The following is an 18,743-nucleotide window of genomic DNA, read 5'->3' as shown; positions in this document are numbered from 1 at the left end:
GATGCTGCGGAGAAACATGCGGTTACAACTGCTTTTGGACGATCAAAGACGCCAAAACGCACATGATACGGTAAGATACGATATGCGTCGTTAGGAAACGTGATCGAACGTCCCCATGGCAATTCCAGAAATAACAGTAGGTTGCGCTGATTGAGCGGCATTGTGTATTGGGCGTCGATCGGGTTGTGGGTTCAGACACGGCGGTTTTCCGTTCGTTTGTCGGCTGGTTTTGCGTTACAGGGAAGTTACACGTCGTCGAAGCTGTGGATAAATCCTCTTCCATGCCACGCGGACCAGCGGTTATGAGCACTTCTTCCAAGCCACCTCTCATACTCTTGCTCGGTGTCACGGCCAGTGCCAAAAGCGCAGTCGCGATTGAGCTTGCGCAGTGGTTTAACGCCGAAATTGTCAGCGTCGATTCGATGCAGGTTTATCGGAGAATGAACATCGGCACCGCGAAACCGACCGCGCAAGAGCTGTCGGCTGTTCGTCATCACCTTGTTGATGTGGTCGATCCCCACGAGAGCTTCAGCGCGGCGCGGTTTACCGAAATGGCGGACGAGGCGATTGCCGGGATCGCAGCGCGCGGCAAGACGCCGCTGGTGGTTGCGGGGACGCCGCTCTACCTCATGTCACTGATGTATGGCTTGTTTGATGGACCGTCGGCCGACTCAGGTCTGCGTGAAGAGTTTCGCCGGCGAGCAGGCGAGCACGGCATCGGGGCGCTTCATTCGGATTTGACCCGCGTCGATCCGGAGGCTGCGGCGCGAATTCATCCGAATGATTACAAGCGAATCGAACGAGCGCTCGAAGTCCACGCCGTCACCGGTCGTCCATTGTCTGAGCAGCAGGTGCAGTGGTCGGCTGGGGCGTTGCGATACCGTGCGGTGGTGGTGGGGATTCGACGGGAGAAGGAGGAAGCATCCCGGCGCATCAATTCCCGTGTGCGCGGGATGATCGAGACGGGACTGGTTGAGGAAGTTCGATCGCTGCTGAGCGAACCGCCCGGCTTGAGCGAACAGGCGCGGCAGGCGGTCGGCTATGCCGAGATCATCGCGTACCTGGCCGGCGCCATGTCGCTGGAGGATGCAGTCGAGCGGATCAAGATCAACACGCGACGGCTGGCCAAACATCAGCGGACCTGGTTTCGCAAATTTCCGATGACGGAATGGGTCGATGCGGCCGGCGATGACACGGGCGCGATTGCGAACCAGATCGCTGAAGTGATCGACGTGCTGAATGTTCGCGAAGCGATCGGCATTGCGCCGCGGTCCTGAAGGACGGGAGCAGCGTTCGCGCGTCAGATCATTACGCGGCGGTTGTAGACCCACCATTCGAACATCACGATTGCAAGTGCCGCAATGGCGGCATATGGCCAGAGCGGCCGAACCGCCAGGGAATCCTGATCGATTGCGGCGATGCGTCCGCTGCCGAATTCAAGACTCTGCGCGGGGGCGATGCGCGATTCGTTCGGATCGAGCAGGTTGACCGCGAATTTTTCAGTTGTCGAGGACGGGTCGTCGAAAGCGGCGCTGTAGAGCCCATGTTTTCCGGTCCTGGCGAAGGTGATCGCCGGTCGGTTTGATGCGTCCAGTTCGATGCGTTCGGAGTCGGGCAAGCGGACTATCGCCCTGGAAGCGCCTGCCGGCACGTTCAGGGTCATCGATTCGCCGGGTTGGACCAGTCGCCCCTGTTCACCGGCGCGACCGGCGGCCAGGAAGGACAGGGCATTCTGCAGGAAGATAATCATCGCGGGCTGTTCGAAACAATTGGATTCCATTAGATCGAACGCCGCGATGACATAGCGGTGTCCCGGATCGGTGAGATAGGCGAGGGCGGTCGAGTTTTCGCCCTCGACCAATCGGATCGCGTAATCCGGGAGACTGAGCTTCTCCCATCCGAGCACGACGATGTTTTCAAACGAGGCGTGCTGCAAGAGGGGGTGTGATTCTCGCCAGTTGACGAAAATCTGCTCGTCAACGACTTCGTTCTCGCGGCGAACTCCTTCAATTTGAGGGATTCCGCCGAAGAACATGTAATTGCCTGGAGCAAGCCGGTTCGTATCGTGATCGTCGAGTATCACAAGATCGTAGGCTGAGCGGCCGTCGACGGTGAACTCCGAATCCGGGCCGGATTCGTACCGGGCGGTGGAGATCGCCCGAAAATCCGGAATTTCAAGGGCGAGTTGAAACGCCCGGCGCATATAGTACTGCACTTCCGGCCGATCCGACACGGACAACACACGCAGACCGCGCGGTGTTTCCACTGGAGCGACGACCGAATTGTCGATGTCGAGCGCGTCCGGCCTGTTGATTCTCAATTCAATCAGTGCGGCGGACGTATTCTCCAATTCGAACATCAGATTTTGCGCCGAGGCGAACCGCGGTTCCTTCTCCATCCGGGCCGGGCCGGAGGCCAGCAAACCGGCGCCGGCGGAAGCGGCCGTGCCGGATGCCGCGAGATCGGCACTCGCTGCGTCAGCGGGGCCGAGGGTCAACTCCTGCACTTTGAGCAGTTTTCCGTCCACAAGGAAGGAAACATCGGTCGTGATTTCGGATGGCCCGAAATTCTCCACGCGGGCGAATGCGATTGCCACGCCGGGCCGATCGAGTTCATGGCGAAGGTCGAATGCCACAATTCCCGTGTTGTCGGCGGCCTCGCCGATCCGGTGAAAGTTCAACTCACCCTGGGTGAGGATCTCTTTATCGATATCCGCCAATCGACCATCGCTGAACAACTCGATTCGGACTGATTCATCCGACGAGATTCCAGGCTCATGCATCATCGAATCCGTCTGATCGCCGGTTCTCGTCGAGTATGCCATGGCCAGTTGCAGGGCCTCGCCGATCCGGCTGGATGCATCGACGGCTTCGATGTCGCGAATCCTTGACTGCAGCTGCCGCGCGTCCACGGTGAACGTGCAGATCACCTCTGCGCGGTCCGCGAAGGCGATCACCATCGCGCGTGTTCCGGTGCGCATCGCGGTGACGAAGTCGGCCGCAGCGTCCTTGGCGTGCTCGATGCGCGTGCGGCCGTCTGATTCGATGGTTTTCATCGAGCCGGATCGATCGATGAGAATGACGAAATTCCGGCCGCGTACCTGCTGGAAATTGGCGGTCGGTCCGGCAAGGGCAAAGAGCAACGCGGCGAGAATGAGCAATTGCAGCAGGAGAAGCAGGTTTCTGCGAAGTTTTTGAAACGGGGTGTTGACCTGCAAGTCCTGCACCGCTTTTTTCCAGAGCATGGTCGACGGCACGACGTGCTGCTGTCGGCGAAGCTTCAGAAAATAAAGCAAAAGGAGAGACGGCAGCGCAATTCCGGCCGCGATGAGGCTCACCGATGGCGTGGTGAAAGTCATCGGAACAGTCCTCGCTGTCGTAGAAATTTCAGAATCAGGGACTCGAACGGCGTGGTGGTGAGCGTGTAGTGATAGGTCACGCCTCGCGACATGCAGTGCGAGCGAATAGCTTCGCAGTAGGAGTGAAGGCCGGCCTTGTACTTATCGATCAAGGGCTTGCTGATGGAGACTTCAGCGGCCTCGTCGTCTTCGCAGTCCACGAGTTTCAAGTCGCCGGTGAAATCGGGATTGACTTCTTGAGGGCTGAGAATCTGGATGGCGTAGATGTCCATTTCACGACCAATGAGAAATCGCAGCCCGTTTTCCCAGCCGCCCTTGTCCATGAAGTCGGAGAGGATGAGGACGACGCCTTTTTGCCGCTGGCGCAGGGCGAATTGCCTGGCGGCCACGGCGAATCGACTTCCGCCTTCAAGCGGCAATTCCTCAAGAAAACGGACAACGTGGGGCATCTGGCGCCGTCCGCGCAAGCCTGAGTTCATCCGGACAATGGAATCCGCGTAGGCACACAGGTTGACGCGGTCTGTATTACAAAGGCCGATGTACGCCACGGATGCAGCCACTCGTTTTGCGAAGAGCGCCTTCGACGGTTGGCCTGCATCCATTGAATGAGACACATCGATCAATACGGAAACGTTGAGGTCCTCTTCCTCGAGAAACATTTTTAGAAAGAGACGGTCGAGGCGTGCGTAGATGTTCCAATCGACATGTCGCAGGTCGTCACCGACGACATAGTTGCGATAATCGGCGAATTCGGCGGATTCGCCGCGTCGTTTGCTCTTTCTTTCGCCCTTGCGGCGACTTGCGTGGATTTTTCGAGAGACGATCGCCAGTTGCTCCAGCCGGGCCATGAAATCCGGATCGAGCAGTGAGCCGTTTGTCCGTCGGTCTGCGTGTTCAGGAATGGGCTCGCTCATTTGTGGAAATCACGGCGGCTGATGATGGTTCATTGTTGTCATTTGAGGCGCCGAATTCAGCGGATTTGGCGGCCCGGGGTAGAGTACATGATATTTGTTGCGGTGCGGCTGTTGAAAAACCGGTACCCCGTCGATTATACCGTTATCGGAGTCCTTTGATATCGCATCCTGGAACTTGCCCGTTGGAATCTCGCAAAGCTATACTAGATGTAATACGAATCAGCAGTGGGAGCGGCCGACATGGCAAAAGGCGGAAACAAGGGAACATCAAAGGCGGGCACCGAAAACGCGACCGTCGCCGCGCCGGAAGCGACGCGCCCACGCCATCTACCTCAGTACAAGGTTCTGCTGCATAACGACGATGTCAACGACTTTCTCGATGTGATCGAGACGATCGTGATGCTCACGCCGCTCAACAAAGAGGACGCGCAGCGTTGCACCGAGGAGGCCGACAAAAACGGCGTGTCCCTGCTGCTTATCGTTCACCGGGAGCGGGCCGAGCTTTACCTCGAACAGTTCCAGTCGCGCAATCTCACTGTCACAATCGAACCGACGGAATAGCTCCAGAACGATGAGTTTCGATCGGCCGTCGCTGATTCCGCTTATCTGGCGTGGGCTTCGACGTCGGTGCCCTCGGTGCGCGGCCGGCCGGATTTTTCAAAGTTGGTTCACACTCCATGCGCGTTGCCCCAACTGCGGTTTTGAGCTACTTCAGGCCGACGGCAACACATGGTTCTTCATGTACTTCAGCAGTGCCGGGGTCGCGGGCCTTTTCTTTCTGTACTCGTTTCTGAATCCGCCGGATAGCGCGGCGATCGGCTGGATGACGATAGTCCCCGCGGCGGCACTCGTGATGCTGGTGTCGCTGCCGCACCGCAAGGGCGTCGCCATCGCGATTGATTATTACATTGATCCGACGGGCGGCGGTTCGGCAGACACGGACCGACACGCCGCGAACAAGCCGGAGCTGTCGGATGGGCCGTGATGGTTACCGGTTTGGCGGCAAGGCATCGATCTTTCGGAATGCGTCGGCGTTTTCCGGACATTCGCGCAGAAACACCATTCCGTCGGGCTGGGCGTAAACGAGCGTCCATTCCGGATCGTTCAGGAGAAATCGATGCAGCGCCGGGCCGGAATCTCGCGTGACACGTGCCGGCTTCAGCAGGAATGCTCCGAGGCGGAATTCTCTCACGATCCGAGCGAACTCTGCGGGGGATGAAGACGCACCCAGATAGTTTCGCCCAAAGAAATCGAGATCGTCGACGAATCCGTGGGAGAATAGCTTTCTGCGGCCGTGCCATTGCCACGCCAGATATGCTCCGTAGCCATGCTGGTTGAAAAGATTGGAGGACAATCCGATCGAGTCCAGGAACTGAGCGGCGTGGATGGGGTGGGCATTGGTTTCGAGGCCGCCGCCAAGTCGCCGGGCGGCGTGGGAGGGCGCGTAGCCGGCGATCATGATTTTCACGCCGATGGAGACTGCGACGAGGGTTGTGATTCCAGCGGCGATTCGACTGATGAGTGTTCGCGAACGGATCGATGTCGCCGTTGCGACATGCGGTTCGCCATTGCACAGGTCGGCAGCGATGGTTGCGAGAGCGTACGCGGCTGTCGGGAGGAAGCGGATGGCGGAGAGCCCGAGATAGCCGAACACGGCCAGAAGCGCGGCATGAATCCACGGTTTTTCTCGGCGGCGTACGATCAGCAGCAGGATGGACAATCCAACGAGCACAAGGAAGAAGACCGCCATGAGGCCCGCCTGATTTCGTGGGTCGAGCGTCGGCAACCATTCCATGTTGAAACGGCGGTGAACGTCCCAGGTGTGGTCCACGATCGGTCGCAGCGGGTATATCACGCCCTGCCAGGCTCTGGGATTGAGGAAACAGGCGAGCGCGGAAGCGACGACGCAGCCCGCGAATCGTCGTGTTTCCGTTTCTCGCGGGCGTCGCAGTCGGAACAGCAGGGCGATCAGGCAGACAGCGAGTCCGGGGTAGAATCCGGGGTGGAAATTGACCCAGATCGCGAAGAGCAGAGGCAGAAAGTATTTGAGGCGGGCGGCCCCTCGCCGATCTGACAACACGATGGCGACGACGATCGTGGTGAAGCAGTCCGAGACGAGTGAAGATCGTTCGATGAACCGCTGACAGGCTGCACCACTTGCGATCAGGACAACCGGCGGGACAACCCATGCCATGTGGCGTGCTCGTCGTGCGACGAGCATGGGAGTCGCGGCCATCGCGAGGATCAGCACTGCTTTTGTGGTGATCAGTGCGTTCCAGCCACCGATCGCGAATATACCGTAGGCAACCAGGTGCGATGCCCATTCGTGAATGACCTGCCAGTGGTAATTCGGGATGCTGAACAGGAAAGGGTCGACCTCGGGGATTCCGCCTTCGTGGAAGAAGCGACGCCCGAGTTCGAGATGCATGAAGATGTCGTCGGAGCGCACTGGAAACAGGCACATTAATCCGACGGTAATCAAGACGAAAACCGCAGCGGCGAGACCCAGCGGCCGATCCCACCGGCCATCGCCGCCGGATTTCGCGGTTGGATCCATGAATCGAGTTCGTTTCGGCACTCTGGGCATGGACCAAGCCGGCTAATCAAAGGCGACGATTGCTGTGGAACTTTGGCCGCGGCACGCGCTACGCCAGGTTCATCGTCATCAGGAACTCGGCGTTTGTGCGCACCTTCTGCAAACGGGCCGTCAGCATGGACATGGCCTCGACGGGGTTCATGTCGACAAGGACCCGGCGGAGTTTGTACACGAGTTCCAGTTCTTTCGGATCGAGCAGGATTTCCTCCTTTCGGGTGCCGGAAGCGGCGATGTCGATTGCGGGCCAGGTTCGTTTTTCGACGAGTCTGCGGTCGAGGTGCAGTTCGCTGTTTCCGGTGCCTTTGAACTCTTCGAAGATGACTTCGTCCATTTTCGAGCCGGTGTCCACCAGGGCGGTTCCGATGATGGTGAGCGATCCGCCTTCTTCAATGTTGCGTGCGGCGCCGAAGAACCGCTTCGGCTTCTGCAGGGCGTTGGCATCCACGCCACCGGTGAGAATCTTGCCGGAGTGCGGCACTTCGGTGTTGTAGGCGCGGGCCAGTCTGGTGATGGAATCGAGCAGGATGACGACATCTCGCCCGTATTCGACGAGGCGCTTCGCCTTTTCGATCACCATTTCCGCTACCTGCACATGGCGGCTTGCAGGCTCGTCGAAGGTGGACGAAACCACTTCGGCCTTGGTGTGCCGCTGCATTTCGGTCACTTCCTCCGGTCGTTCGTCGATCAAGAGGATGATGACGTAGGAATCCGGGTGATTGGTCGTGATGGAATTGGCAATTTTCTGAAGGAGCACGGTCTTGCCGGTTCGCGGCGGCGCGACAATGAGCATGCGCTGGCCGAAGCCGATTGGCGTGACGAGATCGATGACGCGCATGTTGATCTCGGCGGAGGCCGTTTCGAGGACGATGCGTCGCGTGGGGTGTAGCGGCGTGAGATCCTCGAAGTTGGTCTTTTCGGTGACTTTGTCGGGCTCTTCGAAGCAGATGGCCTCGACTCTCAGAAGGGCGAAGTATTTTTCGCTTTCCTTGGGGGGGCGGATCTGGCCGGCGATGATGTGTCCGGAGCGCAGGCCGAATCGGCGAATCTGCGACGGGCTGATGTAAATGTCATCGGGGCAGGGGATGTAGTTGTATTCAGGCGAGCGCAGGAAGCCGAAGCCGTCCGGAAGGATTTCGAGAACGCCTTCGCCGTACATGAGGCCTTGTCCGTGACGATTGATGCGCTCCTTGAGTATTCGGAAGATGAGGTCCTGCTTTTTGACGAGGGCGTAATCGGTGACACCCTCGGCGTTTGCGATCTCATGCAACTCGGGAATGGACATCTTCTGCAAGTCAGTAATGTGGAGGTCACCGCGTTTGATTTTTTCGTACCGCTCATGCGTTTCGGGATCGACCGGACGGGATGCGGGTTGCTGGCGCGGAGGCTGAGCTTGCTGGGTATCGTCCATGGCATGTTCCTCGATCGGCGCTTCATCGACGGCGGAGTCCATTTCTTCAAGGGGTGTGTCATCGGGCTCGATGACGACGGACGCTTCCCGAGCCGGCTGGCCACCGTTCGGTCGAATGCGATGTTGACCGCCGGGGTTTCCGCCGGATCGCCGAATTTTCTTTCGCGGTCGGTGACCGCCCCCACCTTGCTGCTTAGACATGGACCGCTCCTTCAGTGATTGGGCAATACAGACGCATGATGTGAATCCTGTCGAATCTTGTTCGGATGGAAATGTTCCCTGGTGAAAATTGATCCGCGCCAGTCGAGCCGAGCTCTATGTTGAACGTCGCCGCAGGGATCGTGGAAGAACAGCCTCAGATTGAACCGAAGCCCGCGATGATTTGGGATATCACTTGCTCAACTTGTTTTCGCAGGTCGGCCAGATTGGAATTGTTCTTACAGGTATAATCGGCTCTCGCACGTTTCATGTCTAGGGGCTGTTGCGATTTTTCCCGGCGGACCATCTCCCCTTCGGGCCAGCCGCGCAACTTTTCGGACCTCTGCCGTCTGACCTCATCATCGGCGTCCACGAAGACGACCGCATCGCATTCGAGGTCGAGGTCGGATTCGTACAACAGCGGGCTGTCAATGACCAGGAACTTCGTGCGCGGCTGCGCATCGAGTTCGGCCATCCGGTCAAGCCGTCGGACAGCGACTCGCGGGTGAATCAGCGATTCGAGGCGATGCCTCTGCGCCGGATCAGAGAACACCAAGGCCGCGATCTGCTTTCGATCGACCGAGCCATCCGCGGCGAGGATGGAAGGACCCCACCAGCGAACCAGGGTGTTCTTCACATCGGACGCGTTGATCTCCTCATGGCTCAGCTCGTCGGACGAAATCACGCCGCCGCCCAGGTCGGACATGATCTGCGCCACCGAACTCTTGCCGGCACCGACGCCGCCGGCGAGCCCGACAACCGGCTTTCGGAATCGACGTGTTGTTTCTCTGTCCGTGGAAGCGCTCTCCAACCTCAATGAACCTGTCAGTCTACCCACCCGCAGATATTTCCCGAGCACACGTCGATGAGACCGGAATTCCCGAACTCGGTGTTCGGCGCTGAGGTGGGGAGCCGGCTGAACCTCGTGGCCACCGGCAATCCTGGAAGGGCGAGGGCGTTTCATACAACGTGCCCGCATCCCTGCACATTCCAAACACCCGGATTCTAGCTCGGCGAAGGTTCGATGTCACGCCGGATTTCGGTCGCTTGACTCGGAGCGAATCAGTCCGGACGCCGGTCAAGGGGGACTCGCGCCGGTCGACCATCGCCGACGGTCAGTCGCCGCATTGTCCCTCGATCAGGCAATCGACGAGCCGTGCGGCGTCGAAACTGTCGAACGTGTCGTCATCGTCCATATCCACCGCGAATCGGCGCTGCCAGCTTTGCGCCCCTGGATCCAGCAGGGTATCGACGAACGGCTGTATGTCGGCGGCGTCGACGGCGCCATCGAGATTGGCATCGCCGCGCAGGGGAATCGCGGCCATTCCGACGACCGTGCCGGTGATGCTGACGGTCCCGAGGGCGGGGTTGGCCGGGTCGAGCGGGCCGCTGATCTCGGGATGGAGCGTGAGCCGAACGACGCGACCGGGCAGCGTCTCGACGATGCCGGTGAAGTATCCGAGCTGAGTGCCCTGCTGTGACAGATCAATGGCACCGGCGCAGGGATAGCCGGCGAAGGTCAGGAGCAGGCATGTGGTTCCGGTGGCGGTGTATGAGACGATGCCCGACTGGTTCGCGGGAACGTCGAATAGCGAGAATCCTCCGCCGGGTCCGACCGGCTCGGGTTCCGTCGGGACGCCGGGCGTCGCGTACTCGAACATCATGCCGGCGCCCACTGCGGACAGGCCGGTGAGATTGAGCTGAATATCCTCAGTGAGCGCGAAGAAGAAGTCGTGCAGTTGGATCTGAGCCGGTGAGGCGATGGAGTCCAGCTTGAGCACGGTGAGACCAATGACGGGGGAAGAATCGTTCGCGCAGTTCGCGCCGAGGCAATACTGCACTGTCACGCTCGATAGGCCGGTATCGACGTCGATTTCGATGGGCGTCGCGATCACGGCGGGCATGTTGATTGAGAGCACGGCCAGGAGGCAGAGCCCGTGCATGATGCGAAAGTTCATGTCGTTCCCTCCGAAAATTGCAGGCAACCCCGCAGACGCATGATGGATGTTCCATCAGGATATGCGGGCCCGGCCAGCGAATGCAAACTTCGCGAAGTGTGCAGGCCTTAATTTTTCATTCTGGACGTTGAACGCGACTTCACCCGGTTCGGGAGGAGCTTGAAACATCGCGTTCGATTACTTTTTCCTGGCGCTCCTGGACCCGGATTTCGCGGCCTTGCGTTTTGCCGCTTTCGGCGTGGCGGCCTTCGACTTCACGGGCTTCCTGCCCGCGGACCTCGCGGACGCTTTTCCGGTTGAGGCGGGAATCTTTGCGCCGACTTCGAACTGCCAGAGATTGTCGACCTTCTTCATCGAATCGAGCTTCCACATTTCTGCAAGCAGCTTGTCCTGCTGCGCGTCGGAGATGACCCCTTTGGCCAGGGTGCGGAACTTGTGTTCGACTTCATCGTCAGACATTGGATTGCCCGCATGACCGCGAGGATACTTGACGGTCTTTTCGTAGACCTTTCCGCTGCGCAGGTGCACACGCAGGCGATTTGGAATGCCGTCCGGATAGCCGGCGTTCAGGTCGTCGGCCTCGACGATGGTCGTTCGGTCCAGAATATCGAGGTATTTCGGGTCCGTGAACTTTCGCGGTTCAAATGTTTCTCGGGTGACATCGCCATCGACGAGCGCGGCGACGGTCATGTATCCCATGCTGTGGTCGGCCGTTTCGCGGCTGGTCGGGCGCCATTTCTCCTTTTCGCTGCCGATGATGGACACTGCCGCCTCAAAGGATTCCATCTCGACGCGATCGATGTCGTTGTATGACCAGCCGTCGGCCATGAATTCCTTGCGAATCTGAAGGGCCGCATCGATGGAACTCTGAGCATGGTATTCGGCGGGCCAGAACTTGATGTAGGTTTTGTTAATCATGTAGCCCCTGCTCTTCGAGCCGAGCTCCACGTCGAATGCGCACCGAGTGAGCATGTTGAAAAGGCCTTTGGGGCCTTCGAAGATTTCGTTGGGACCGGTGAAACCCTGGCGAGCAAGGTTGACTGCAAAGAGGGCGCCACGGCATACGTTGGAGAAGGCGCAGGCCTTCCACATGGAGATCTGTCCGGTGCGTGTCTGTCGCGTGGCGTTGTTACACACACCCGCGAGGCCCTGGGCATGAATCATCTGGTCCGTGCGAAGGCCGTAAAGCTTCGAAGCGCCGAGCGTGGCGCTGTAGTTGCCGTAGATGACGTGATCCCAGCCGTGCGCTCGGAGCGAGGCCGCGTCGCAAAGGCGGCATTGAATTTCGTAGGCAATGACAGTGGCGAGGATGAGATCCTTTCCGGATCGTCCGTTGGCCTGTGCGGCGGCAAGCGTCGCGGCGATGTTGTCGGACGGGTGGGCGGGTTCGAGCGAGAGATAGGTGTCGTTGTAGTCGAGGTACCGCACGTGCGCGCCGTTTGCGAATGCGGCGAGCGCGGGCGTGGAACGATGCTTCGTGCCGAGAATCACCGATCCGCCCCTGGGGCACGGGACGGACAGGGCCGTGGCGCGGGCGATCGAGGCGGGCTTGCTCTTATAGGCTCCGAGCGCGGTGCCCAGGGAATCAATGAAGCGCCGTTTGGTCTCGTGAATCGCTTCCGGCGTGAGGTCGGTGTATTTGATTTTGTTCGTCCAGTCCGCGAGTTTTTCGGCCAGAAGCATCGTTCGGCTCCGTGAAAATGGCGTTCATTTCTGATTGGATGCGAAGCTCCTTCGTCGCATTCCCGTCGCCCGGCAATTCGGGTATTCGCGGAAATCCGGGCCCGCCGGGCCGCAGCATTTCGCGCGGGTCGGATTATATCGACGTGACGTGTCGCTGAAAGTGGTTCGAGATCGGCAGTCGGTTTCTGGGCACCGGCTTGTCGATCCACTTCCAAGGCACTAAAAGATTGGGCATGATCCAAACCGCCCGACTCGGCCCGACCGAAGCACCTCCTCGAATTCATATGGGGGACCTCGTGATACAGGTTCTCGACGGCGGTCATCTTCGACTCGACGGCGGGGCCATGTTCGGCATCATTCCGAAGCCGATCTGGTCGAAGCTGGTGCAATGTGACGAATCCAACCGCATCCCGCTTGCAACGAGTTGTTTTTATGTAGAGGCAGGGGGCAAGCGGCTTATCGTTGAATCCGGCTGCGGACATGCGACGAAGTTCGACGCCAAGGAGCACGGGTTCTTCGATTTCAGCAAGCACTGGCTGGCAGATTCACTGGCGGCCGCGGGCATTGAGCGCGAATCGATCGATTTTGTGATTTTGACGCACCTACATTTTGATCATGCGGGAGGCGGGACGATGCCGGCGGGCCACGTCGGATTCGAACCGACATTTCCTCGCGCGAAGTACGTCGTGCAGCGTGGCGAGTGGAGCGATGCCGTGTCTGGTCACGCGGTCATGACCGGGACCTACCGCAAGGAGAATCTTGCTCCGCTGGAAGCGGCGGGTGTGCTGAGTTTCGTGGAAGGTGACCAGGAAATCGTCCCGGGGGTTCATGTCCGGCAGTTTCCCGGACACACGCGACATCAGCAGGGCGTGATATTCGAGAGCGGAGACAGCCGGGCGATCCTGCCGGCCGACCTGATGCCAACTTCCGCGCACGTCGGACTGCGGTTTAACATGTCGTATGATCTGCTTCCCTATGAGAATATGCTAAACAAAGAGCGGCTCCTGAACGAGGCTCAGCAACCAAACACAACATTGCTATTGGGGCAGGATCCAACTGCGGTTCAGTGGCGCGTGGTTCGTGACGTTAAAGGTCGATTGTCGCTTTCGGCAGTGGAGTGAGCGATTTTGTCGGGGATAAATCGTTTCACTATTTGGGGTTTGTCGTTGCGGACCCGGTTTGGGTGACCGCATTCGCCGTTGTGCGTCCAAGGGGGGGGCTGCGGCGGACCGGAGCTTCCCGTTTGTCGAGCGGGCGGTCAAAGGGCACGAGCCGTGGTGCATCGACGTCGGGGAAAGCGCGCGGGCGTGGCTCGTTTTGACCGGCGGGCAGCTTTTTCTATAATGGCCTGATTCGATAGATTCGGGGAAGTATCTAACCGTCCCGTCGGTTGACCCCAATTTCCAACACCACAAAGCGATAGAATCGAGACAGCGAAGCGATGAACTTTGAGCTGCCAGAGGATCTTGTCGGAATTCGAGACGTGACGCGTGCCTTCGCCGCCGAGCGAATTGCTCCCCATGCGCGGAAATGGGACGCGGAAAAGTGGATTCCAACAGAAGTGTTCAAGGAAATGGGGCGAATCGGCATACTGGGCGTCGCGTTTCCGGAAGAGTATGGCGGATCCGGTCTCGGCCTTTTGGGAATGACGGTGGTCGTCGAAGAGATCGCTCGGTGGTGCGGGGCTTCGGCGCTATTCATCGCGGCACATTCCGGCCTTTGTTCCACGCACATTCGCATTGCGGGAAATGATGAACAGAAGCGGCATTGGCTGCCGCGGCTGGCGACGGGCGAGGCGATCGGCGCCTGGTGCCTGAGCGAGCCGCATTGCGGGACGGATGCCGAAGCGCTGACAACTCGTGCCGAAAAGACGGCGAAGGGTTGGGTGCTGAACGGCAACAAATTCTGGATCACGAATGCCATTCGGGCGAACGTGTTTGTCGTCATGGCCCGAACGAAGTCTGGCGAGCGGGGCGCCCGGACGATCTCGGCATTCCTTGTCGAGAAGGACACGCCCGGCCTGATTCTCGGCGAGCCCGAGGACAAGATGGGAATGCGCGGCAGTGATACGGTTCCGGTGGGCTTCGAGAACTGCGAGATTCCCGCGGAAAATCTATGCGGCGAGCTGCACGGAGGCTATGTCGATGCACTGCGTGTGCTGGATCGCGGCCGGGTGACGATCGGATCGCTTTCAATCGGCCTGGCCCGTGGATGCCTGGAGGAGGCGGTGAAGTATGCGGCGGAACGCCAGAGCATGGGCAAGCCGCTGCATGGTCACCAGGCCATCCAGTTCAAGCTGGCGGACATGGAGACTCAGATCGAGGCGTCGCGTCTGCTGGTGCGGCAGGCGGCGGCGACGCACGATGCCGGCCGACCGGACAAGGAGCTCAGTTCAATCGCGAAGCTTTTCGCAAGTGAGATGGCCAGTCGCGTGGGCTGGGATTCGATTCAGATTCATGGCGGCGCCGGCTATACGAAGGATGTGTGTGTGGAGCGACTGGTTCGCGACAACAAGCTCTGTGAAATCGGCGAAGGCTCAAGCGAAGTGCAGCGTATGTTGATTGCCCGCGCGGAGTATGCGCGGCGCAGCGCGTGAGTGTTTTCGCAGGACGTGCCGTGGCCGGCGGCCGAGCGGGCGTCGGAAGCATGCCCTGTACGTGTAAATCGGCGGATATATGACGGACCGTTTGGTCGCCTGGTCGATCGAACAAGTATGACACGAATCGGTGAATGAATGACGATGATGACCGGCGAGTTGATTCCATTCGGCTATGAGTTGGGTGAAGACCACCAGATGCTTCGCGACAGCATTCGCGAATTTGCCCGAAACATTGTGGCTGCCGGTGCGATGGAACGGGACATCAAGGGGGAGTTTCCTGGCGACGTGGTCCGCCAGCTCGGCGAAATGGGTTACATGGGAATCTGCGTGCCCGAGGAGTATGGCGGTTCGGGCATGGACGCCATTGCATCGGCGATCGTGGTTGAGGAACTCTCGTATGCGGATGCATCGGTCGGCGTGATTAACAGCGTTCAGAATTCGCTGGTGATCGACCCGGTCCTCAAGTTCGGCACGAATGACCAGAAGCGGAACTGGCTTCCGAAAATGGCGTCGGGCAAATGGCTGGGCTGCTTCAGTCTGAGCGAAGCGGGCAGCGGTTCGGACGCCGGAGCCATGTCGTGCCGGGCGGAATTAAAGGGCGATGAATGGATTGTGAACGGCACCAAGATGTGGGTGACCAATGGCGCCGAGGCCGATGTCGTGCTGCTTTTTGTCCGCACCGAGGATACCCCGCGCCGAAATGCGACATGCATGCTGGTTGAGAAAACCACGCCGGGCCTGACGGTCGGCAAGCACGAGGACAAACTGGGCATCCGAGGCAGCAGCACCGTCGAGCTGATTTTCGAGAACGTTCGGGTGCCTGTCGCAAACACCCTGGGCCAACGGGGCGGCGGGTTGAAGATCGCACTGACGGCGATCGACGGCGGCCGGGTGGGCATCGCCGCACAGGCGCTGGGAATCGCGCAGGCCGCACTGGACAAATCGATTGACTATGCACTGGCCCGCAAGCAGTTTGGAAAGCCAATCGGTGATTTTCAGGCGATTCAGTGGAAGATCGCTGATATGGCGACGCGAATCGCCGCGTCGCGTGCGCTGATTCTGAAGTCGGCTGCCCTGAAAGCGGCCGGCACGCACAACCTGCACATTCCGGCGATGGCCAAATTGTTCGCAGCGGAGACGGCCAGTTTCTGTGCAAACCAGGCGATCCAGATATTTGGCGGCATGGGCTACTGCCGCGAGAGTGAAGTTGAGCGGTATCTTCGCGATGCGAAAATCACGGAGATCTACGAAGGCACGAGCGAGATGCAGCGAATGACGATCGGGGAAACACTTGCCAATGACCCTGGACGGGTCTCGGCGAACCACTGCTGATTGCGTTCGTGCCGCTTCTGACAATTCACATGTCCGGTTTCGGTGAGTTGATTCCGCCTGTGAATTCGCATGTCTGTGGTCCATTCACTTGACCTTGTGCTTGCATCGCGTTGGAATACGGGTAAGTCCGCAGGTGGGGTACTGAATCTGGGCGGACAGCCCTGCATTCCGGGGGGCGGTTTGGACGGCCCGCGCGGCTTGGCGCTGCGCGATCGATCAAGGATGACACCCATGTCCCGTATTTTCCTTTCTCGTCGTGTTTCAACGTGCGATTTGCAGAGGTCTGCAAGTGTCATTGCAATGGCATTTATCGCGATGACGGCGGCCGTCGGCTGCGAAGGCATTTCGCGACGACATGACGCGCGCGTCGGCGATATTTCCCCGCCTCCGGAGGATGTGGATTTTCGGACGGCGTCATCGGAGTCGGCCAATTTTCCCGACCTGGTCGAGGAAATGGTTCAGAAGCGATCGGACTACATAAACCATCTGATTCAGATGGAGCGGGCTTATCTGAATGTCGGGGACATCAACCGGGCGAATTGGGCGCGTCGGCAGCGCGAACTGACGGAGCGGATCGAGGTCTATCCCTATCTGACCGAGCAGACGCCCATGCAGCAGAACGTGCAGGTGCAGGTCATACCGCGTGACTCGATTCCGGAGGCTGACGCTCTGTTTGAGCAGGGCTTCAAGCTTTACGACAAGTTCGTCGGCGTTCCTTTTGTCGGATTCGCGTATTTGAACAAGCCGGAACCGCGTCAGGCCGTGGATATTTTCAAGCGCGTGATTGCGGAGTACCCCACATCGGACAAGGTCGACGACGCGGCCTACTACATCGGCAACATCTACAAAGAATTTCTGCGGCATGACGATCCGGACAACGAACTGGCACTTCGTTATCTCAAGTGGGCATGGACGCTCGACCCGCGCACTCCGCACCCGGCGAGGTTTGACGCGGCGGTGATCTACGATTTCCGGCTGCATGATCGCGACAAGGCGATTGAACTGTATCACGAAGTGTTGTCGCTCGAGGAAGCGGGCAATAATTCGAATCAGCGGTTCAGCGCGACGCGAATCGCGCAGCTGTCCGACGACGATGGCAGCCACTTACGGCCGCGAGAGCCGCGCGTGGCCAGCGGAGGATCGAGCGGCGCGACTAATACAGCCGCGTCGCCGGTTGCGCCGAAATCTCCGGGCGAGGGTTCGCCTCCGGACACGTCGCGTGAGCCGGGCCCGGGGGGCGGTCGAATGTCGGGCGGAGGCGAATGAGCGTCGATTGGACGTGACGCATTGGAAAATTCGAGAGACACGGAGCCGGTTCCGACAGTCATTATCGGGGCCGGCTCTTTCATTTCCATCGCGGCCTGTTGCGGTTCTGCTATGATTTTGGGGTGATGAGGCACGGGCCGAGTCTCCGGCCGCGCGGCGAGCTACGGACTGGGTGGATGGGATACCGCCGCGGTGCTCGGCAAACGAGGTGCATTGGGACTGATGAAGATTCTCCTGGCGAATCCGCGTGGCTTTTGTGCCGGCGTTGATCGGGCGATCAAGATCGTCGATCTGGCGCTGGAGACCTTCGGTCCGCCAGTATATGTGCGGCGCGAGATCGTGCATAACAGCCATGTCGTTCGGGATCTGCGGAGCCGAGGCGCCGTTTTCGTCGACGAATTGACGGCCGTTCCGCCCGGCTCGGTCGCTATCCTGAGTGCGCATGGCGTCGCTCCGCTGGTTTTTGATCAGGCTCGGGAGCGCAATCTGCGACTTATCGACGCGACGTGTCCACTGGTTACGAAGGTGCATCTCGAGGTTCATCGATTCGTCAAGCTGGGATATCACATTGTGCTGATCGGTCACAATGGTCACGACGAAGTGATCGGCACGATCGGTGAAGCGCCTGGGCATATAACTCTCGTGGAGAATGAGGCCCAGGCGGCGACCGTTGTGCTGCCTCCGCATGATAAGCTAATGGTTCTGACGCAGACGACGCTCGGCGTGGATGATACGAAGGCGGTGATCGAGGCGCTGCGCAAACGGTTCGCCTATCTGGAGCTTCCGCCGACCGACGACGTGTGCTACGCGACTCAGAACAGGCAGGACGCGGTGAAGGAGATGTCGGCCCGGGGAATGCAGTTGCTGCTGGTTGTGGGATCGCGGAATTCGAGCAATGCGGCGCGCCTTGTGGAAGTCGGCGAAGCGCGGGGCGTGCGAGGATTTCTCATTGACGGGGCGGATGAGATTCGCCCGGAATGGCTTGATGGTGTCACTTGTGTGGCAGTGACGGCCGGCGCGAGCACTCCAGAGGATGTGGTGCAGGGCGTGGTCGACCGTCTTCGCAAATGCGGCGACGGCCGCGTCGAGTATGTGACCACGGCCGAGGAGACGACGGTGTTTCAGATTCCGATTGATCTGCGTCGTGCAATGGAAGAGCGAGCCGCGTTAAAGCGTTGAGGACGTCGCGGTCGATGCTGACAGCTCGAGACGGGGAATTGTGATGAGCGAGACGGGCGAACCGCAGAAATCGAATCTAGCTGCCTTCGCGAAATCGGCGCTGGAGAGCGGCCGAAGTGCGATGGAGACGGCGGCGGAAGGCGCGAAAGCCGGTACCCGGCTGGCGGTTGGGACGCTTTTCGCCGGCGCCAATGTCCTGCTGGACCTGGGAGTCAAGGTGGCTCGCGGGCTTCCGATTGACGGGAGTGACAC

At 59.5% G+C, this 18,743-nt stretch carries 15 protein-coding genes; 8 read left to right on the top strand and 7 right to left on the bottom strand.

The window, feature by feature from the left end:
- Window positions 1-302: 302 nt before the first annotated feature.
- Window positions 303-1,277 carry a tRNA (adenosine(37)-N6)-dimethylallyltransferase MiaA gene (miaA, locus tag KF841_02130; GenBank protein MBX3394145.1) on the top strand — a complete coding sequence of 325 codons (975 nt, stop codon included), beginning with the start codon at window positions 303-305 and terminating at the stop codon, window positions 1,275-1,277.
- A gap of 23 nt (window positions 1,278-1,300) precedes the next feature.
- Here the strand turns inward: miaA and KF841_02125 are convergent, their stop codons facing one another.
- Together KF841_02125 and KF841_02120 are read right to left on the bottom strand one after the other, a co-directional pair.
- Window positions 1,301-3,358 (bottom strand): VWA domain-containing protein, encoded by a 2,058-nt coding sequence (locus tag KF841_02125; protein MBX3394144.1) that lies wholly within the window; start codon window positions 3,356-3,358, stop codon window positions 1,301-1,303.
- Window positions 3,355-4,272, bottom strand: coding sequence for a DUF58 domain-containing protein (locus tag KF841_02120; protein ID MBX3394143.1), 918 nt, complete (start codon window positions 4,270-4,272; stop codon window positions 3,355-3,357). Before KF841_02120 ends, KF841_02125 begins: the two co-directional genes overlap by 4 nt.
- A gap of 240 nt (window positions 4,273-4,512) precedes the next feature.
- Here KF841_02120 and KF841_02115 point away from each other — a divergent pair, with 240 nt between their 5' ends.
- Both KF841_02115 and KF841_02110 read left to right on the top strand, forming a co-directional pair.
- Window positions 4,513-4,833, top strand: coding sequence for an ATP-dependent Clp protease adaptor ClpS (locus tag KF841_02115; protein MBX3394142.1), 321 nt, complete (start codon window positions 4,513-4,515; stop codon window positions 4,831-4,833).
- A gap of 10 nt (window positions 4,834-4,843) precedes the next feature.
- Entirely contained in the window at window positions 4,844-5,257 is a 414-nt protein-coding gene (locus KF841_02110) for a DUF983 domain-containing protein (GenBank protein MBX3394141.1), read from the top strand.
- Window positions 5,258-5,260: 3 nt separating this feature from the next.
- On the opposite strand, the gene KF841_02105 is transcribed toward KF841_02110, so the two are convergent.
- From KF841_02105 to KF841_02085, 5 genes are all read right to left on the bottom strand, one after another.
- Window positions 5,261-6,829: a hypothetical protein gene (locus KF841_02105; protein ID MBX3394140.1), complete on the bottom strand. Its 1,569-nt coding sequence runs from the start codon at window positions 6,827-6,829 to the stop codon at window positions 5,261-5,263.
- Between the two features lie 88 nt (window positions 6,830-6,917).
- On the bottom strand, window positions 6,918-8,318 hold the full coding sequence (gene rho / locus KF841_02100; protein ID MBX3394139.1) for a transcription termination factor Rho: 1,401 nt from the start codon (window positions 8,316-8,318) through the stop codon (window positions 6,918-6,920).
- A gap of 313 nt (window positions 8,319-8,631) precedes the next feature.
- Window positions 8,632-9,312, bottom strand: a complete 681-nt coding sequence (coaE, locus tag KF841_02095) for a dephospho-CoA kinase (GenBank protein MBX3394138.1) — start codon at window positions 9,310-9,312, stop codon at window positions 8,632-8,634.
- Between the two features lie 277 nt (window positions 9,313-9,589).
- Window positions 9,590-10,432 carry a hypothetical protein gene (locus tag KF841_02090; GenBank protein ID MBX3394137.1) on the bottom strand — a complete coding sequence of 281 codons (843 nt, stop codon included), beginning with the start codon at window positions 10,430-10,432 and terminating at the stop codon, window positions 9,590-9,592.
- A gap of 177 nt (window positions 10,433-10,609) precedes the next feature.
- Window positions 10,610-12,115: an MmgE/PrpD family protein gene (locus KF841_02085; protein MBX3394136.1), complete on the bottom strand. Its 1,506-nt coding sequence runs from the start codon at window positions 12,113-12,115 to the stop codon at window positions 10,610-10,612.
- 233 nt (window positions 12,116-12,348) lie between these two features.
- Here KF841_02085 and KF841_02080 point away from each other — a divergent pair, with 233 nt between their 5' ends.
- The 5 genes from KF841_02080 (at window position 12,349) to ispH (ending at window position 18,491) form a co-directional block, all read left to right on the top strand.
- Window positions 12,349-13,236, top strand: coding sequence for an MBL fold metallo-hydrolase (locus KF841_02080; GenBank protein ID MBX3394135.1), 888 nt, complete (start codon window positions 12,349-12,351; stop codon window positions 13,234-13,236).
- 320 nt (window positions 13,237-13,556) lie between these two features.
- Window positions 13,557-14,711, top strand: coding sequence for an acyl-CoA dehydrogenase family protein (locus tag KF841_02075; GenBank protein ID MBX3394134.1), 1,155 nt, complete (start codon window positions 13,557-13,559; stop codon window positions 14,709-14,711).
- Window positions 14,712-14,858: 147 nt separating this feature from the next.
- Window positions 14,859-16,046: an acyl-CoA dehydrogenase family protein gene (locus tag KF841_02070; protein ID MBX3394133.1), complete on the top strand. Its 1,188-nt coding sequence runs from the start codon at window positions 14,859-14,861 to the stop codon at window positions 16,044-16,046.
- Between the two features lie 231 nt (window positions 16,047-16,277).
- Window positions 16,278-17,312 (top strand): tetratricopeptide repeat protein, encoded by a 1,035-nt coding sequence (locus KF841_02065; GenBank protein MBX3394132.1) that lies wholly within the window; start codon window positions 16,278-16,280, stop codon window positions 17,310-17,312.
- A 222-nt stretch (window positions 17,313-17,534) separates the two neighbouring features.
- Window positions 17,535-18,491 carry a 4-hydroxy-3-methylbut-2-enyl diphosphate reductase gene (ispH, locus tag KF841_02060; protein ID MBX3394131.1) on the top strand — a complete coding sequence of 319 codons (957 nt, stop codon included), beginning with the start codon at window positions 17,535-17,537 and terminating at the stop codon, window positions 18,489-18,491.
- The last annotated feature ends 252 nt before the right edge of the window (window positions 18,492-18,743 follow it).

The sequence above is a fragment of the Phycisphaerae bacterium genome, from assembly GCA_019636475.1.
In the GTDB taxonomy this organism is placed as follows: domain Bacteria; phylum Planctomycetota; class Phycisphaerae; order UBA1845; family UTPLA1; genus JADJRI01.
This window is presented reverse-complemented; position numbering and strand designations above follow the sequence as displayed.

Coding starts and splice junctions, on each gene's coding strand:
- miaA (MBX3394145.1), top strand. CDS start 303: ATGAGCACTTCTTCCAAGCCACCTCTCATACTCTTGCTCGGTGTCACG.
- KF841_02125 (MBX3394144.1), bottom strand. CDS start 3,358: ATGACTTTCACCACGCCATCGGTGAGCCTCATCGCGGCCGGAATTGCG.
- KF841_02120 (MBX3394143.1), bottom strand. CDS start 4,272: ATGAGCGAGCCCATTCCTGAACACGCAGACCGACGGACAAACGGCTCA.
- KF841_02115 (MBX3394142.1), top strand. CDS start 4,513: ATGGCAAAAGGCGGAAACAAGGGAACATCAAAGGCGGGCACCGAAAAC.
- KF841_02110 (MBX3394141.1), top strand. CDS start 4,844: ATGAGTTTCGATCGGCCGTCGCTGATTCCGCTTATCTGGCGTGGGCTT.
- KF841_02105 (MBX3394140.1), bottom strand. CDS start 6,829: ATGGATCCAACCGCGAAATCCGGCGGCGATGGCCGGTGGGATCGGCCG.
- rho (MBX3394139.1), bottom strand. CDS start 8,318: ATGGACTCCGCCGTCGATGAAGCGCCGATCGAGGAACATGCCATGGAC.
- KF841_02090 (MBX3394137.1), bottom strand. CDS start 10,432: ATGAACTTTCGCATCATGCACGGGCTCTGCCTCCTGGCCGTGCTCTCA.
- KF841_02085 (MBX3394136.1), bottom strand. CDS start 12,115: ATGCTTCTGGCCGAAAAACTCGCGGACTGGACGAACAAAATCAAATAC.
- KF841_02080 (MBX3394135.1), top strand. CDS start 12,349: ATGATCCAAACCGCCCGACTCGGCCCGACCGAAGCACCTCCTCGAATT.
- KF841_02075 (MBX3394134.1), top strand. CDS start 13,557: ATGAACTTTGAGCTGCCAGAGGATCTTGTCGGAATTCGAGACGTGACG.
- KF841_02070 (MBX3394133.1), top strand. CDS start 14,859: ATGACCGGCGAGTTGATTCCATTCGGCTATGAGTTGGGTGAAGACCAC.
- KF841_02065 (MBX3394132.1), top strand. CDS start 16,278: ATGTCCCGTATTTTCCTTTCTCGTCGTGTTTCAACGTGCGATTTGCAG.
- ispH (MBX3394131.1), top strand. CDS start 17,535: ATGAAGATTCTCCTGGCGAATCCGCGTGGCTTTTGTGCCGGCGTTGAT.